General features: G+C 32.0%; 19 protein-coding genes. 6 read left to right on the plus strand and 13 right to left on the minus strand.

Annotated elements, in window-relative coordinates; all coding sequences use genetic code 11:
• The coding region (locus AJ889_RS05630; RefSeq protein WP_070293298.1) for a DUF2920 family protein at positions 1 to 433 on the plus strand (433 nt) is incomplete at its 5' end.
• 13 nt (positions 434 to 446) lie between these two features.
• Here the strand turns inward: AJ889_RS05630 and AJ889_RS05635 are convergent.
• From AJ889_RS05635 to dcd, 12 genes are read right to left on the minus strand one after another with little or no spacing between them, the layout of a single operon-like run.
• Positions 447 to 668 carry an acyl carrier protein gene (locus AJ889_RS05635; RefSeq protein WP_002786077.1) on the minus strand — a complete coding sequence of 74 codons (222 nt, stop codon included), beginning with the start codon at positions 666 to 668 and terminating at the stop codon, positions 447 to 449.
• Positions 668 to 1,729, minus strand: a complete 1,062-nt coding sequence (locus AJ889_RS05640) for a beta-ketoacyl-ACP synthase III (RefSeq protein WP_002873090.1) — start codon at positions 1,727 to 1,729, stop codon at positions 668 to 670. The genes AJ889_RS05635 and AJ889_RS05640 overlap by 1 nt, the downstream gene beginning before the upstream one ends.
• Positions 1,719 to 3,281, minus strand: a complete 1,563-nt coding sequence (locus AJ889_RS05645; RefSeq protein WP_002873091.1) for an HAD family hydrolase — start codon at positions 3,279 to 3,281, stop codon at positions 1,719 to 1,721. The genes AJ889_RS05640 and AJ889_RS05645 overlap by 11 nt, the downstream gene beginning before the upstream one ends.
• On the minus strand, positions 3,278 to 3,694 hold the full coding sequence (locus tag AJ889_RS05650) for a VOC family protein (RefSeq protein WP_002791673.1): 417 nt from the start codon (positions 3,692 to 3,694) through the stop codon (positions 3,278 to 3,280). Before AJ889_RS05650 ends, AJ889_RS05645 begins: the two co-directional genes overlap by 4 nt.
• Positions 3,687 to 4,580: a class I SAM-dependent methyltransferase gene (locus AJ889_RS05655; protein WP_070293300.1), complete on the minus strand. Its 894-nt coding sequence runs from the start codon at positions 4,578 to 4,580 to the stop codon at positions 3,687 to 3,689. Before AJ889_RS05655 ends, AJ889_RS05650 begins: the two co-directional genes overlap by 8 nt.
• Positions 4,577 to 4,807, minus strand: a complete 231-nt coding sequence (locus AJ889_RS05660) for an acyl carrier protein (RefSeq protein WP_002803470.1) — start codon at positions 4,805 to 4,807, stop codon at positions 4,577 to 4,579. Before AJ889_RS05660 ends, AJ889_RS05655 begins: the two co-directional genes overlap by 4 nt.
• Positions 4,808 to 4,837: 30 nt before the next feature.
• A complete protein-coding gene (gene legH / locus AJ889_RS05665) occupies positions 4,838 to 5,629 on the minus strand; it encodes an N-acetyltransferase LegH (RefSeq protein WP_002856586.1) in 792 nt (263 codons plus the stop codon).
• A 20-nt stretch (positions 5,630 to 5,649) separates the two neighbouring features.
• Positions 5,650 to 6,441 (minus strand): AAC(3) family N-acetyltransferase, encoded by a 792-nt coding sequence (locus AJ889_RS05670; RefSeq protein WP_002855993.1) that lies wholly within the window; start codon positions 6,439 to 6,441, stop codon positions 5,650 to 5,652.
• Positions 6,438 to 7,748 carry a DUF4910 domain-containing protein gene (locus AJ889_RS05675; RefSeq protein ID WP_052796933.1) on the minus strand — a complete coding sequence of 437 codons (1,311 nt, stop codon included), beginning with the start codon at positions 7,746 to 7,748 and terminating at the stop codon, positions 6,438 to 6,440. Before AJ889_RS05675 ends, AJ889_RS05670 begins: the two co-directional genes overlap by 4 nt.
• On the minus strand, positions 7,741 to 8,871 hold the full coding sequence (pseC, locus tag AJ889_RS05680; protein ID WP_002872450.1) for a UDP-4-amino-4,6-dideoxy-N-acetyl-beta-L-altrosamine transaminase: 1,131 nt from the start codon (positions 8,869 to 8,871) through the stop codon (positions 7,741 to 7,743). The genes AJ889_RS05675 and pseC overlap by 8 nt, the downstream gene beginning before the upstream one ends.
• Before the next feature lies 1 nt (position 8,872).
• Entirely contained in the window at positions 8,873 to 9,877 is a 1,005-nt protein-coding gene (gene pseB / locus AJ889_RS05685; protein ID WP_002872451.1) for a UDP-N-acetylglucosamine 4,6-dehydratase (inverting), read from the minus strand.
• A gap of 48 nt (positions 9,878 to 9,925) precedes the next feature.
• Positions 9,926 to 10,486 (minus strand): dCTP deaminase, encoded by a 561-nt coding sequence (gene dcd, locus AJ889_RS05690; protein ID WP_002859334.1) that lies wholly within the window; start codon positions 10,484 to 10,486, stop codon positions 9,926 to 9,928.
• A gap of 147 nt (positions 10,487 to 10,633) precedes the next feature.
• Between dcd and accB the strand changes: the two genes are divergently transcribed.
• Both accB and AJ889_RS05700 read left to right on the plus strand, forming a co-directional pair.
• A complete protein-coding gene (gene accB / locus AJ889_RS05695) occupies positions 10,634 to 11,089 on the plus strand; it encodes an acetyl-CoA carboxylase biotin carboxyl carrier protein (protein ID WP_002853623.1) in 456 nt (151 codons plus the stop codon).
• Position 11,090: 1 nt separating this feature from the next.
• The gene (locus AJ889_RS05700) at positions 11,091 to 12,422 is read left to right on the plus strand and encodes an acetyl-CoA carboxylase biotin carboxylase subunit (protein ID WP_002860484.1); all 1,332 of its coding nucleotides are present in this window, start codon (positions 11,091 to 11,093) and stop codon (positions 12,420 to 12,422) included.
• Between the two features lie 36 nt (positions 12,423 to 12,458).
• Here the strand turns inward: AJ889_RS05700 and salC are convergent, their stop codons facing one another.
• Positions 12,459 to 13,274, minus strand: a complete 816-nt coding sequence (salC, locus tag AJ889_RS05705) for a peptidylprolyl isomerase SalC (RefSeq protein ID WP_002859332.1) — start codon at positions 13,272 to 13,274, stop codon at positions 12,459 to 12,461.
• A 64-nt stretch (positions 13,275 to 13,338) separates the two neighbouring features.
• Here salC and gltX point away from each other — a divergent pair, with 64 nt between their 5' ends.
• The 3 genes from gltX to upp are packed head-to-tail and all read left to right on the plus strand — an operon-like array spanning position 13,339 to position 16,590.
• Positions 13,339 to 14,730, plus strand: coding sequence for a glutamate--tRNA ligase (gene gltX, locus AJ889_RS05710; protein ID WP_002859331.1), 1,392 nt, complete (start codon positions 13,339 to 13,341; stop codon positions 14,728 to 14,730).
• Between the two features lies 1 nt (position 14,731).
• On the plus strand, positions 14,732 to 15,967 hold the full coding sequence (locus AJ889_RS05715; RefSeq protein WP_002859330.1) for a malic enzyme-like NAD(P)-binding protein: 1,236 nt from the start codon (positions 14,732 to 14,734) through the stop codon (positions 15,965 to 15,967).
• Positions 15,964 to 16,590, plus strand: a complete 627-nt coding sequence (upp, locus tag AJ889_RS05720; protein ID WP_002872453.1) for a uracil phosphoribosyltransferase — start codon at positions 15,964 to 15,966, stop codon at positions 16,588 to 16,590. The genes AJ889_RS05715 and upp overlap by 4 nt, the downstream gene beginning before the upstream one ends.
• Position 16,591: the final 1 nt, after the last annotated feature.

Below are 16,591 nucleotides of genomic sequence, written 5' to 3' on the forward strand. Positions count from 1 at the left end.
TAAAGAAAATTCACCTTATTTTTTTAATAATGAAAATTATTTTATTAGAACATTGTTAAATAAGGATCATTTGATTTTGCAAAGTCAAAAAAATAAAAATATTATTTATGTGAGTTATCATAGCGATAAAGATCCTCTAACGCCTGCCAATTTTAAACAACAAACCATGCAAATATTAAAAATTTTAGGTTACGATGTAAGCTTAAATTTGATAGATGAAAATAAAATTGATGGAAAATTTATTAAAAATTTAGATCATGGTTGTGGTATACCTGATAAAGCCTTATTTAGAAAAGAACTTCCTTTAATGCTTGAAAAATTACAAAAAAGAAAATCTTTAATGCAAGAAAATTCCATCTCTTATCCTTGTGGAAATAAAGTGTTTATATTTAAAGATGCGGGAGATAAATTTGAATTAGAGATAAAAGATTAAAACCTTAAAGGTTTTAATCAAGCTTTGCTAAATCGATTAAATCACTCACTTTTTGACAATTTTTCAAGTCCTCGGCTGTGATTTTTAAAGCAAAAAGATTTTTATAAAGCACCATCACAGATACAAAAGCCAAACTATCCCACTCGTCTATATCATCAAGTAGCATATCTTCATTTAAGTCTTCATCTCTATGCATAGCTTCTTTAAGCTCTTCTAAAAATTCAGTTTTTGTCATTATTTCTCCTTTGTGTAAATTAAAATATCTTTTGTGTATAAATCTTTGAAATTTAGCACCGCACTTCCCCAGCTAAGCCCTGCACCAAAAGCACTTAAACTCGCTTTAAATTCTTTTGGAGTATCTAGTTCGCAAAGTAGAGCAGGTAGTGAACAAGCGCTTAAATTAGCGTATTTTTTCATGATGAAATTAGGAACTTTATCATCATTAAGTTTTAATTCTTCTTTAATACAATCAACCAAATACGCATTAGATTGATGAAAAAGATGAAAAGCAATGTCTTTTTCATCTACTTTAGAAAATTCTAAAATTTCTTTAAAGCTTTTAGGTTCGCATTCCAAAGCCATATTGAAAATATTTGCTCCGTCCATATAAAGATTTTCTAATTGTCTAAACTCCTCAGTTTGCATGAGTGAATCATCGTTGAAAATATCTGCTTTAGGTATTCTCATCGCACCTTTTGGAATGATGAGTTTATCAAAATATTTTCCATCGCTTCCAAGCTCAAAAAAAGCTTCGTTAAAATCCGTTTTTTCAATTAAAGTTGCACTTACTCCATCACCAAAAATAGGGGCTAAATTCATATTTTTAGGGTGGATGAATTTGCTTAAAGTATCTCCACAAATGAGTAAAATTTTACCTAAGCCACTTTGTATTAAAGAATGAGCGACAAATAAGCCGTATAAATACCCTGCACAAGCTTGCCCTAAATCAAAAGCTACAGTTTTGGAGCTTAAATTTAAAAGTTGGTGTAAATAACAAGCCGTAGAAGGCATGAAAAAATCAGGACTTTGAGTTACTACGATGAGTGCATCAAGGCTATTTTTATCTATATTTAAACCTTGTAAAAGTGTATTGGCTGCGTGTTTTCCAAGATCGCTTACGCAAGTGTTTTCATCGCAAATATAACGCGTGTTTAAACCTATGACTTTTTTCATTCTTTTAAGGGTTTTGATATCGTTTGAAAAAACGCTTTCTAACTCATCATCAATGCAAATTTTATGTTCAGGTACGCTTACGCAAATGCCTGAAATTTTAGCTTTATCAAATCTAGTTTTCATGGATTATAAGTCCTTTGAAGTTTAAATTTTGAAATGGAATAAGGGCTGAGTTTTTTTCAAATTCTTTGGAAATTTGTTCTAAAAAGCTCAAAAATGGCATATTTCTTTCGCCTTTTTGATAGTAAAGCCTTGCATTATTGTTTTTAAGATCAAAGAAATGTAAAGCTAGTTCAAAGGCTTTAAAAAACATTCTAGTTTCAAGTTTTCTACCTAAAGCCCTACAAGAAATGCAAAGATCATCGATAAATAAATTTCCTTCTTTACAAGAAAAAACAAAAATAGCGATAATCCCACTATCGCTTAATTTATCACTCATACTCACACTTACAATGAGTTCTTTTTGCATGTGTTGTGCGACTTTTTCTTGATTTAAGCGTGTGTAATTAGCGATAAATTGATTGGTTTTGCCTAAAAGTTCGCTAATGCGAGGGATATTTTGCAGATCATTTTTGCTAAAATTTAAGCTGATTTCAAGATTTTGAAAATATTCTTCATCGCTTAAGCTTTTAAGCTCTTCTCTTAAAGCATTGGCTGCTATATCTTTGGCACGAATTTGATCTTCTTTGGTATTTGAAAGTTTTAAAAGATTAGGAAAAAGTTTGATTTTATAAAGTATATTTTCATCGCATAAAAGTGTTTTAACGCCTGTAAATTTGGTATTTTCAAGCTCGGCGATATTATCATCTATAAAAAGCATAGCGTTAGTATTTATATTAAATTTTTTAGCAATTTTTAAGATATTTTCACCCTTTGGCTCCCAATTAATCATTCTAGCATCAAAATCATCCCATTGTAAGATGAAATCTTTTCTTATTTCAAAAAGTTTTTTTGCGTCTTTTTCTTCATTTTTTGAAGCTAGGGCAAGTAAAAACCCTTGTTTTTTAAAAGTTTTAATTTTTTCTTGTAAGGTTTTGTGCAAAGGACTTAAATTAAGATTATCTATACCCTCTTCACCTAAAATTCCTTGATACAAGGTATTATCAAGATCAAGTACAAGAGCTTTAAGAGCGGGTTTTACGAGTGCAGGGATGAGGCTAAGTCCTAAAATTTGTGCTAAAAAAATCAAGGCTTTATTATTAAGCTTAGAGCCTGTAAGTTCTTCTTTAGCTAAGTCTAAAATATCTTCTTCATCAAAATACTCTTTTATGAGTTTTTCTATGTTAAAAATTTCACAATTTAAAATTTTTTTATCTGTTTTAAATTCTCCTAAACTAAGAACTAAAATAGGGTTTTGTGAAATTTTTCTTAGTTCTAAAAGTCTTTCTTCTATAAAATTTTGCACATTATTTTTATAGCGGGTTAAATCTAGCCATAAAAGTTCTAAACTAGCTTCTTTAAAGTTATCAAAACTCAAGCTATCATCATAAGAGCTGAAATTAAAATCAGCTCTTAAATTGGCAAAATGTAAAAAAGGAGCAATGATACTTTGCACTCCTTCAAAAGCATGATTTCTATGGACATTAATAAGAAGATCTTGACTTTTGCTAAAGTCTAATTCTTTGGCGAATTTTATAAGCTCATTGCGTTTTAAATGGGGTGAAAAAAGATTCATTTTAGCTCCACAAGTTCGATTAAAAGCCTATTTGGCATCATGATAAAACAAAGTTTAGCAAAATAGCTTGCTTGCATAATAGGAACAATACAAATGCCTCCTTGTTGTTCCAAAAGAATTAAATCTTGGGCGATATTTTTACTTTCATAGGCTAAATGATACATTTTGGTATTATTTTTCAAATAGCTATCTAGTGGTCCTTTATCGTTTAAATTTTGCAAAAGTTCAAATCTATACTGTGGAAATGCTTCATTACAAGGAATGATAAATTCGCCTCTTACCCCTTGTTTTTCATCTATAAATTCTGATTCTTTATAAAAACCTAGTTTAAAAAAACATTCCCTTTCTTTTTCTAAATTTTTACAAGCCACGCCTATATGATGAAGGGGTAAATTGAGTGTTGTATTAAGCATTTAAAACTACTGCCATAGTGATAGCATTTTTAAATTTCAATGCTTTTTCCAAACTATAATTATTTGCCATAAAACATTCATAAGCTTTAAATTTTAAGCCTGATTTTTCTATCAAATCTTTAACTTCATCAGGATGGGAAAATAAATAAATATGATCAATAGCAGGAGCATTGATAGGAATAGTTGCAAAAATTTCCCCTCCATCGCTAAGAAGCTCTTTAGATCTTTTAAGGAATTCAAGAGGTTTTTCTACGTGTTCTAGCACTTCTCCAATCACTATCAAATCAGCTTTTTTATTAAAATCATAAGTAAAAAAATCTTGACATAAAAAATCACATTTTGTAATCAATCCCCCTACTTGTTGTTTTACCATTTTTTGAGTAAGTTCGCAACTTGTTGGAGAGATATCAAGTCCATAAAAGGCGGAAAATTTACCACTTTTAACTGCTCTTGCAAAATATTCTCCATGGCCAGGGCCTATTTCAAAATAAGTTGTTTTTGGAGTAAAATTTTTTAAATATTGCGAAAAATACTTTCTCACTTTAATATGAGCTATCCAAACAAAAGAAGAAAGAGCTAGGCCTATCATGTATTGTTTCATATAGCTTTCATTAAAATAAACTTTATCCTTAACTTCATCAAAGCTAGAATAACGATAAGCCCCATTTTCTATGAAAAATTTTGTTTCTTCTAAAGTATCGTTAAGGATCAATAAATAACAATCGCATTGTTCTTTTATACTGATACCATCTTGAATATAATAAGAAATTAATTTATCAAATTCTTCTTCGTCTTCTTGTGAAAATTCAATTTTTTTAAGATATTTAGAATGGATAGGATTTTTTTGAGCGATGGCTTGAAATAATTTTTCAATATTTTCTTTCATTTTTCTGCCTTTAGGGTTTGAATTTTTTCTAGTAAAGTGCTTTGAGATTTTAAGAGACTTAAATCTTCTTTGTTAAATTTGATTTCAAATTCTTCTTCTAAACTCATGATGATATCAATATGAGCTAAAGAAGTCCAGTTCTTGCAGTTTTCCATGCTTAAATTTGTATTTTCATCTACTTTGGTTTCAAGTATATTTTCTAAAATTTCATAAAATTGTTTTTCCATTGTATACCACTTTCTTGAGAATGTTGAAAATTAATATATTGTATCATAATTTTCTATTAGAATTGTTTGGTTTATATCTAATTTTTTCCATAAAATTTCTATATATTCTTTAGCGTTGTAAATATTTATATGATCTCCTGCAAAATTGTTTTTTTTAAAATTTTTAGTATTATTAACAATATTGATAATGTTAATTAAATTGGGCTCAGAAGATATGTCAAGTTTTCTAACATAATAACTAATGGTTTTATTGTATGATATATTGTTTTCATCAATTAAAATTCCAGAGAAAATTTTATGATATCTGTAAAATACATTAAATTGTTCTTCTGCATAATGTGTTAGTGTGTGTCCTTGACCTCCAAATGTCATATATTTTCCATTCTCTTTGGTTAAAACCTCATAAACACAATTTTCCCCAAAACAACTTGTTGTATCTTTTAAAAATAATTCTTCTTTTGCTCCTTTTATAGCAAAAGAAAATATAGGATCGTTTGTGCGTTTTACTCCTGTTTGTTTGCGAAAATATTCATTTAATGCTCCCATTTTTGTTTTGGAATTTATTTTGTCATAAACTTCATTTTTGCAAAAACTATAAGTAAAGGTTGGCATGATCAAAGTGCCTTCTTTACCTATAACTTCAAAAAAACAATCTAATATAGTCTGTAAAAATTCATTTCTAGAAAGCAAGGGAAAACCGAAATTAAAAAGTTCAGTATGCACACACAAGGTATCGCCTTTTTGTAGTCCTAGTTTGTAAAAAGTTTCTATGAAGTCGTAAGTGGAGTATTTTTTATTTTCAAATTCAAGTAAATATTTCATAAACTACCTTTAAATATTTTTCATAAAAGAAGCTTTTCATATATGGCAAATTTATCCTGCTTAAGGGCGTTGCCTATGGCTTTGACATATTCTTTAGCATCATAGCTTTCTAGAAAATCTCCTGCAAATTTTATGCTTTTGTAATACCTTGTTTGCCGCACGATTTCATTTATCTTATCAAGGCTGCATACATAGGCTTTTTCCAAGTCTCTTACATAATAATTTATCCTTTTTTCTCTTTTTTGTCCTAGCTCGTCAATCACAAAGCCCTTAAATTCCTTAAAATACCTGCAAAAGCTGGTATTTCTCTCTTCAGCATAATGCGTTAGGGCGTGTCCATAATTCAAGCCTAAAAGCATAAATTTCCCACCTTCCCTAGTTAAAATTTCATATACACTATCCTTTCCAAAACAGCTTGAGTTTTCTTTTAAAAAAATATCCGCTTTAGCACCCTTCACAGCAAAGGAAAAAATAGGGTCGCTAGTTCGCCTAACCCCCCCCCCGCTAGTTCTAAAAAATTCATTCAGCACTCCCACTTTGCCTTTAGAATGCACTTTATCATAAACTTCATTTTTGCAAAAACTATAAGTAAAGGTTGGCATTAGAAGAGTGCCTTCCTTGCCTAGCACTTTAAAAAAGCATTCAAGTAAGGTTTTTAAAAAATCATTTTTAGTAAGCAAAGCTTTGCCAAATTTCATAAGTTCTGTATGTACGCATAAAATATCACCCCTTTTTATACCTAGTTGATAAAAAGCATCTATTAAATCCTTATCGGAGTATTTTTTGCCATTGTGTTCTAAAAAATATTTCATTTTACCAGTCCATAAAATTTTATTTTTTCCAAAAGTTCTTTAAATTCATAAGCTTGCATATTTAAGATATTAGCTATATCGATGATATCATTTTCCCCATCACAGTAAGCCAAAAAATTACAAGCCAAAGGAATGTCATTAGCAGTGCTAAGGGTGTGATATAGTCCTCTTTTACCAAGATTGGGTTCGCATACTATGGTGTTTTCATATACAGCGTTGATTTCTAGATTTAAAATCATTTCTTGCATACTTTGAAGTCCACCCATTAAACCTTTTTCAGAGATAAAATTGAGATCGTCTTTTGAGTTATGATATCCATCATAGTCACCGTATCTTGTGCGACATACCCCTACTATGCCAAGATTTACAAGTGGAGCATTGTATTGTCTTTCATCACTTCCACGATCTAGAAAACTAAAAGCTTTGAAATTTTCTTTATTTTTGAGCGTATGCAGGGCGACTTTATCGCTTAGAGTGTTTTCTTTGGGCGTGTGTATGAGTGAGTAAGTATGATCATCGCCTAAGCAAGAAAGCACAAAGCCTGCTTTAACATGTTTTTTTAAATGTTCTAAATGTTTGCTAAGGTAGACTATAGAGCCTATGGTTTCAGGGATGATGACAAAGCGGTAATTATATCTTCTTTCTTTTAAACTCAAAAGCCATTTTGCTAGGAAAATAGCCACCACAGGGCCACTAAGCTCGTTATTTGCCATGGAAGGATGACAAAGATAGGTTGAAATTAAAATTTCATCTTTTGAATTTTGCGTACTAGGTAGGATAAAATCAGCATAATCCAAAACCCCATTTTCATCATGTTTCGCATTGATATAGACTTTGTATTTGCCTTTTTTGAGTTTTTTTCTTTCATTATGCGTGAGACAAAATCCCCAACGTCTTTTGTAATAACTCGTTACATAAGGAATAGCATCGGGCATTTCTTCTATGGAGTAAAGATGATTTTGAAGTTCTTCAAGTTCGATTTCTTTATCGATAGCTTCGCTATAATTTAGAAGGTGTAAATTATGCTTTTTAAAATCACAAATTTTTTCTCCTTCTGGAGTGATGATATAGGCTTCTTTGGCGTTCCATTCATCAGGGACTATCCAGTCAAAAACCTTTGTGCCACTTTTTATAGAGTGAAATTTGAGTATCCCCCCCCCGCCCAGAGTTTTATTTAAAATTTCTAAGCTAGCTCTAAAACCTTGCCCTGTGATACTTCGAGGGATGGGAAAAAGTTCACAAGCTAGTTCATACATAGCCTTTCCAGTTTGGCTAAAATCTTGACTTCTAAAGTCTAGCTTATCCACAATATTCCTTTTTAACTTTTTCAAGAATGCTAAATAAAGTATCTTTTACAAATTTTGCATCCTTTAGATTCATTTCTTGATGACAAGGTATGCTAAGCTCGGCTTTGTAAAAATTATCCGCATTTTGGAGTCTGATTTCTCCTAAGAGTTTTTTATAAAAACTAAATTCATAAGTTGGTTTATAATGTACCTGTACGCCAATTCCTGCATGAAGTAAGCTTTCAAAAAGTTCTTCTTTTTGACAATAAAATTCAGGAAAAAGCAAGATAGGGTATAAATGTCTTGAGCTTTTTTTATAATTTTTGATTTTTATCGTGGAAAAATAAGGATTTTTTTCAAATTCTTTATCGTAAAAACTTGCGATTTCTTCTCTTTTTTCAAGATTGTGATCGAGTTTTTTAAGCTGGTTTATCCCTAAAGCACAAGCAACATCGCTTAAGCGGTAATTATAGCCAAGTTCTACCATATCGCTATCCCAAAGCCTTTTTTTAATTATACCATGGCTTTTTAAAAGCTTGATTTTGGTGATAAGCTCTTCATTATCACTCACCACAGCCCCGCCTTCAAAAGTAGTGATGGGTTTAACAGGATGAAAAGAAAAGATAGAAAGATCGGCTTTTTTTCCTACTTTTTCACTTTTATATAAGGCACCTAAAGCATGGCTTGCATCATCGATTAAAGGGATATTGTATTTTTTAGCAAGGCTTGAAATTTCATCTATTTCAACGCTATTTCCCCCAAAATCCACCACGCTAATAGCTCCTATATTTTTACTATCTTTTAAAAGTCTTGCTTCTAGTTTTTTTTCATCAATATTGCCATCGTTTTTAATGTCGATAAACTCTACCTTAGCTCCAGCTATTAAAGCCGCATTAGCCGTAGCAGCGAAGGTTAAAGGAGTGGTTAAAACGATTTTTTCTTTGATGCCTAGTGCTGTATAGGCAAGATGAAGGGCTGAAGTGGCTGAGTTTAATACACAAGCGTGTTTTACGCCCACATATTCACAAAGGGCTTCTTCAAATTCATCTACCTTTTTACCCCCTGTTAAAATTTCATCTTTTAAAGCTTTTGTAAGCGCATCTATATCGCTTTGATCGATGTTTTGATGAGAATAAGTAAGCATTTTAAAAACCTTCGGTGTGATTGATGATTTCTAAAAGTTCTTTTTCGCTTGCCCATAAAGGATTATTATCCGAGCTATAAGAAAAACCATCTTTTACTTTTTGTCCTTTTTCGCCTAGGGCATTGATACTAAAGTCATTATCTTTATCTACAAATTTAATACTCGGGCTTATAGCATAGTAGTTTTCAAATTCATAGGTTAAATGACTATCATCGCTTGAAATCATGATTTCATGTAGTTTTTCTCCTGCTCTTATGCCTATGATTTTATGGCTTAAATTAGGAGCTAGAGCATGGGCTAGATCGGTGATTTTCATCGAAGGAATTTTAGGGATAAAGATTTCTCCTCCATGCATTCTTTCAAAATTACTCAGTACAAATTTTACTCCATCTTCAAGGCTGATCCAAAAACGAGTCATTCTCGTATCGGTGATAGGAAGTTCTTTAGCTCCTTCGCTGATGAGTTTTTTAAAGAAAGGCACCACTGAACCTCTTGAACCTACAACATTGCCATATCTTGTAACACCAAAGCGTGTTTGCTTGTTACCTGCTATGTTGTTTGCAGCGACAAAAAGCTTATCGCTTGCAAGTTTGGTTGCACCGTATAAATTTACAGGATTGCAAGCCTTATCCGTACTAAGAGCGATACATTTTTTAACCCCATTTTCAAAACAAGCATCTATGACATTTTGCGCGCCGTGGATGTTTGTTTTTATACATTCCATAGGGTTATATTCAGCAATAGGCACATGCTTCATCGCAGCAGCATGTATAACAAAATCCACATCACGCATAGCAGTGCTTAAACGCTCTTTGTCTCTTACATCTCCTATGAAATAACGCATGCAAGAAGCGTTAAAAACGCTTGCCATTTCAAATTGTTTAAGCTCATCACGAGAATAAATGATGATTTTATTAGGTTTATAATTTTCTAGCAAAACCTTAGTATAGGTTTTTCCAAAAGAGCCTGTTCCGCCTGTGATTAAGATATTTTTTTTGTTAAACATTTTGCCTTCCTTTGCTTAAGTTTTTTAAAATTAAAGCAACAAGTGTTCCTATTTTAAAATTCTTGGCAAGGTTATGCCCGTTTGAGCTTGATACTTGCCTTTTTTATCTTTATAAGTGGTGTCACATTTTTCATCACCTTGTAAAAACAACACTTGTGCTATGCCTTCATTAGCATAAATTTTTGCAGGTAAAGGCGTAGTATTTGAAATTTCTATAGTAATATGTCCTTCAAAACCTGGTTCAAAAGGGGTAACATTGACGATGATACCACATCTTGCATAAGTGCTTTTGCCAAGACAAATAGCTAAGACATCATCAGGCATTTTAAAATACTCTATAGTTCTAGCTAGGGTAAAAGAATTTGCAGGAACTATACATACATCACCTTCAAAATCTACTACATTTTCTTCTACGAAATTTTTTGGATCCACTACAGTTGAATTAACATTGGTAAAAATTTTAAACTCACGTCCTACGCGTATATCATAACCATAGCTTGAAAGTCCATAGCTTACCACACCTTTTCCTATATTTGCTTCGCAAAATGGTTCGATCATCTTGTGTTCTAATGCCATTTTTCTTATCCAATTATCCGCTTTTAAGCCCATTTTTAACCTTTTAATATTTGTAATTGTTTGTAAGGATTATAACCTAAAAAATCTATATTTTTTATGATTTTTTTCTTTTTTAAAGTTAAATTTCAAGTTTTTTTATATAATACAAGGTTAAGTTCTTAAATTTTGTAGGAGAATTTTATGACAAAAGAAGAAATTAAAGAGTTAGTAAACCTTTTTGCTGAAGCAAATATTAGTAAAATTAAGATCAAAGAACAAGATGGTTTTGAAATAGAACTTGAAAGAGATATGTGCTGCGATGTTCCAGCTCCTGTTTGTCCTCCAGTTCCAGCTCCACAACCTATCAATGTAAGCGTTGTAAACGAAGCTCAACCTAGTCAAAGTGTAAAATCAAACAAACCAAGTATAAATAGCCCTATGGTAGGAACTTTCTATCAAGCTCCAAGTCCAGGTGCAGCACCTTTTGTAAAAGTAGGTAGTACGGTTAAAAAAGGCGATACTATAGCTATTATCGAAGCGATGAAAATCATGAATGAAATTGAAGCGGAATTTGATTGTAGGATCGCTGAAATTTTAGTTGCTGATGGTCAGCCTGTAGAATTTGGAATGCCTTTATTTGCGGTGGAGAAATTATAAAATGGAAATTAAAAGCATATTAATTGCTAATCGTGGAGAAATAGCACTGCGTGCTTTAAGAACGATTAAAGAAATGGGTAAAAAAGCAATTTGTGTGTACTCTGAAGCAGATAAAGATGCTTTGTATTTAAAATACGCTGATGCAAGCATTTGTATAGGCAAAGCAAGAAGTTCTGAAAGCTATTTAAATATCCCAGCTATTATTACAGCAGCTGAAATTGCTGAAGCAGATGCGATTTTTCCAGGATATGGATTTTTAAGCGAAAATCAAAATTTTGTTGAAATTTGTGCTAAACATAACATTAAATTCATAGGTCCTTCTGTAGAAGCTATGAATTTAATGAGTGATAAATCAAAAGCTAAACAAGTAATGCAAAGAGCAGGCGTACCTGTAATCCCAGGAAGTGATGGAGCTTTAGCCGGAGCTGAAGCAGCTAAAAAACTTGCCAAAGAAATAGGCTATCCTGTGATTTTAAAAGCAGCCGCAGGTGGTGGTGGTCGTGGTATGCGTGTGGTTGAAAATGAAAAAGATCTTGAAAAAGCGTATTGGTCGGCTGAAAGTGAGGCTATGACAGCATTTGGTGATGGAACTATGTATATGGAAAAATACATACAAAATCCACGTCATATAGAAGTGCAGGTTATAGGAGATAGTTTTGGTAATGTGATCCATGTGGGCGAAAGAGATTGTTCTATGCAAAGACGCCATCAAAAACTTATAGAAGAGTCCCCTGCAATTTTACTTGATGAAAAAACACGTACTAGGCTTCATGAAACTGCTGTTAAAGCGGCTAAAGCTATAGGCTATGAAGGTGCGGGAACTTTTGAGTTTTTGGTAGATAAAAATTTGGATTTTTATTTTATAGAAATGAATACGCGTTTGCAAGTTGAACACTGTGTAAGTGAAATGGTAAGTGGGATTGATATCATAGAACAAATGATTAAAGTAGCAGAAGGTTATGCTTTACCATCTCAAGAAAGTATTAAATTAAATGGGCATTCTATAGAATGTAGAATCACAGCCGAAGATTCCAAAACTTTCTTGCCAAGTCCAGGTAAGATTACTAAATACATTCCACCAGCAGGACGCAATGTCAGAATGGAAAGTCATTGTTATCAAGACTATAGCGTGCCTCCTTATTATGATTCTATGATAGGCAAACTTGTAGTTTGGGCAGAAGATCGCAATAAAGCTATTGCAAAAATGAAAGTAGCTTTAGATGAGTTGCTTATAAGTGGGATAAAAACAACCAAAGATTTTCATCTTTCTATGATGGAAAATCCTGATTTTATTAATAATAATTACGATACAAATTATCTTGCAAGACATTAAAATTTCCCTATTAAAGGGAAATTTTAATTGTAATTTTTATCTTAAATATTCTATATTGATTTTAGAGCGGAGTTTATCAAAATAATCCTGTATAAAATTTTGTCTTTGTTCACTTACATAAGCGTTTAAAACTTCATTTTTAACTTGTTCATATTCAGGAGTTTGTGCCCCATCTCTGCTTTTAACTTCATAGAGTTCATAGCCATTTTTTCCATTTAAAACAGGGGAAAAGCCTCCAACAGGAATTTGTGATAAAAGCCCTAAAAGTCTTGGATCGGCATTACTTGTGTTTAAAGATGCATTTTGTGGTTTAAGGATTGTTTTTTTTGTATTTTTGATATTTTCTAAAGTTTGAGGATTGTTTGATAGATAAATATTTGCATTAATTTGTGTATAAAAAGTGAATTTATCTTTATTTTGTTCGAAAAATTTTTTTGCTCCATCATCACTAAAATCAGTTTTTGCCATACTTGCGATTTTTTCATAAAGCTTTCTTTTTTCTAAGTCTTTTTTAAAATTTGCACGAAATTGTTCATAGCTTTGATTTTTGGATTTTAAATTTGCTTTGAAAGCATTTAAAGTCGTTTTGTTTTGAGCAAGCATTTTATTTATAGCATCATCAAGCTCTAGATCATTGACTACAATACCTAGTTGTTTCATTTGTGAAATTTCCATTTTTTCATTGATGAGTACGCCTAAAGCTTTATTTCTATCAATTTTAAGTGCTTTCATAGTTTGATCTATATCATAAGTTGTGATAGGCTCTTTGTCTACAACTACAGCTATAGCATTAATGGTATTTGCACTAGCTAAACTTGCAAAAAATGCAAAACTTAATAAAATTTTTTTCATTTCAAACCTTTATTTAAGTATAAATATCGCATTATATCAATAAAAATTTAAGAAAAGGCAAAAAATGCACGAAAAACTTACAACGCGTTTTGCTCCAAGCCCAACAGGGTATTTGCACATAGGTGGACTTAGAACAGCTCTTTATAATTATTTATACGCTAGAAAAAATGGTGGAAATTTTTTACTTCGTATTGAAGATACGGATTTAAAAAGAAATTCCAAAGAAGCTACTAAAGCAATTATTGAAGCTTTTAAATGGTGCGGTTTAGAACATGATGGAGAAGTAACTTACCAATCAGAGCGTTTTGATCTTTATAAAGAATATGTTAAAAAGCTTTTAGATGAAAGTAAAGCGTATTATTGTTATATGAGTAAAGAAGAATTAGAAGAATTGCGCGCCAAGCAAGAAGCTGCCAAAGAGCGCCCAAGATATGATGGAAGATATAGAGAATTTACAGGCACGCCACCTCAGGGTATAGAGCCTGTTGTGCGTATTAAAGCACCTCAAAGCGGTGAGATTGTTTTTGAAGATGGGGTTAAAGGCGAGGTGAGATTTAAAGCAGAGGATATAATGGATGATTTTATCATTGCAAGAAGTGATGGAACTCCAACTTATAATTTTACTGTTGTTATTGATGATGCTTTAATGGGGGTAAGTGATGTGATTCGCGGAGATGATCATCTTTCAAATACTCCTAAACAAATTGTGCTTTATGAGGCATTGGGTTTTAAAATTCCTAAATTTTTTCATGTGGCTATGATACATGGAGAAGATGGTAAAAAGCTTTCAAAAAGACATGGGGCAACTGATGTTATGGAATACAAAGAAATGGGAATTTTACCTCAAGCTTTGCTTAATTTTCTTGTGCGTTTAGGTTGGAGTCATGGTGATGATGAGGTTTTTTCATTAGAAGATTTGAAAAAACTTTTTGACCCTTATCATATTAATAAAAGCGCATCTTGTTATAATGCTAAAAAGCTTGAATGGCTTAACGCTCATTATATTAAAACTTTGCCTTTTGAAGAGATTAACCGTCAGCTTAAGGATCTTGGCTTTGATTTATCTGTTTATGAAAAGGCAGGATTTTTACTTGATTTATTAAGAGAGCGTGCAAAAACCTTGCATGATATTATCAATGGTGCAAAAAGTATAGTTAATGCGCCGCAAAATTATGATGAAAATGCAGTACAAAAATTTATTAACAAAAATAATTTAGAATTGCTCCAAGCATTTGCTAATACACTTAAAGATCAAAAAACAGGTAAAGATTTTGAAGATTTTACAAATGATTTTTTAGAAAAAAAAGAAGCAAAGTTAAAAGATTTGGCTCAGCCTATACGCATAGCTTTAACAGGGAGTGCGGTAAGTCCTAGTATTTTTGAAGTATTAGAATTTTTAGAGGTTGATGAGTGCAAAAAAAGAATAGAAAATTTTTTAAAAGTTAGAGGAAAATAAAATGAATTTAAAAGAAGAAGCTTTAAAATACCATTTAGGTGGGAAAATTGATATTGTACCAAGTAAGCCAATGGCTACAAGCCATGATCTATCTTTGGCGTATAGCCCAGGAGTTGCAGAACCTTGTCTTGAAATCGCTAAAGATAATGAGCTTGCTTATACTTATACAAATAAGGCTAATTTAGTAGCTATAGTTAGTGATGGTTCTGCTGTTTTAGGACTTGGAAACATAGGAGCACAGGCTTCAAAACCTGTTATGGAAGGTAAGGCTTGTTTGTTTAAAAAATTTGCAAATGTCAATGCTTATGATATAGAAATTGATGTTCATAGTATAGAAGAGATTGTAAATTTTTGCAAGTCTTTGGCTCCAACTGTGGGCGGGATCAATTTAGAAGATATTGCTGCGCCAAAATGTTTTGAAATTGAAGCGGCTTTGCAAGATTTAGGAATTCCTGTAATGCATGATGATCAACATGGAACGGCTATTATTTCAACTGCAGGACTTATGAATGCTATGGAAATAAGTGGTAAAAAATTTAAAGACATCAAAGTAGTTGTAAGTGGTGCAGGTGCCGCAGGTATAGCAAGTGCTAAAATGTATAGAAATTTAGGGGTCGAAAATATTATTTTAGTAGATAGCAAAGGAGTGATTTCTAAAGATAGAAATGATTTAACTCCTCAAAAGCTTGAATTTGCTGTTGATTCTAAGGAAAAGACTTTAAAAGAAGTTTTAAAAGGAGCTGATGTTTTCCTAGGACTTAGTGCACCAAAAATTCTTGATGATGAAATGGTTTTAAGCATGGCAAAAGATCCTGTGATTTTTGCTTTGGCAAATCCTATTCCTGAAGTGATGCCTGAAGATGTAGCTAGACTTAGAAAAGATGCGATTGTAGGAACAGGAAGAAGTGATTATCCAAATCAAATCAATAATGTTTTAGGTTTTCCTTTTATTTTCCGTGGGGCTTTAGATGTGCGTGCAAGTAAAATCACTGAAAATATGAAAGTAGCGGCTGCTAAAGCATTAGCAGATCTTGCAAAACTTCCTGTAAGCGATGCGGTTAAAAAAGCTTATAATTTAAGCACTTTAGAATTTGGAAGAGATTATGTTATACCAAAACCTTTTGATGAAAGAGTAAAAGCTGCAGTAAGTACAGCTGTAGCAGCAGCTGCGGTAAAAGATGGTGTGGCTAAGGTGAAAAATTTTGATGAGAAAGCTTATTTTGAAAGCTTAAAATGAAAAATATTCATTGTATCAATCATCCATTGATCGAACATAAATTAGGAATTTTAAGGGCTAAAGAGACAAAGCCCTTTCAATTTCGTATGTTAATCGATGAAATTTCATCTTTTTTGCTTTTTGAAGCGAGTAAAGATTTTTCTTTAAAAGAAATTGAAATTTCAACACCTATACAAAAAACTACAGTAAAAAAACTTGATGAAAAGATTATGATTTGTCCTATTTTAAGAGCTGTATTAGGAACGCTTGAAAGTGTTTTTAAGATGATTCCTGATGCAAGTGTTGGGTTTTTGGGGTTTGTGAGAAATGAAGAAACTTTAAAGGCGGATTTTTATTTTCAAAAACTTCCCAAAGATGCAAAAAAACGCACTGCTATTGTTATAGATCCTATGTTTGCTACAGGTGGGACTGCTATAGAGGCTTGTAATTTTTTAAAAAGCCAAGGAGTTAAAAAAATAAAATTTATATCCATACTTGCTGCTCCACAAGGTTTGAAAAAATTTAGCCAAATGCATGATGATGTAGAAGTTTTTGTGGCTTGTATTGATGAAGGTTTAAATGAAAAAGGTTATATTATCCCAGGGCTTGGAGATGCAGGAGATAGAGTGTTTAACACTCTTTAAA

It is taken from the genome of Campylobacter sp. BCW_6468 (assembly GCF_001762865.1).
Lineage (GTDB): Bacteria > Campylobacterota > Campylobacteria > Campylobacterales > Campylobacteraceae > Campylobacter_D > Campylobacter_D jejuni.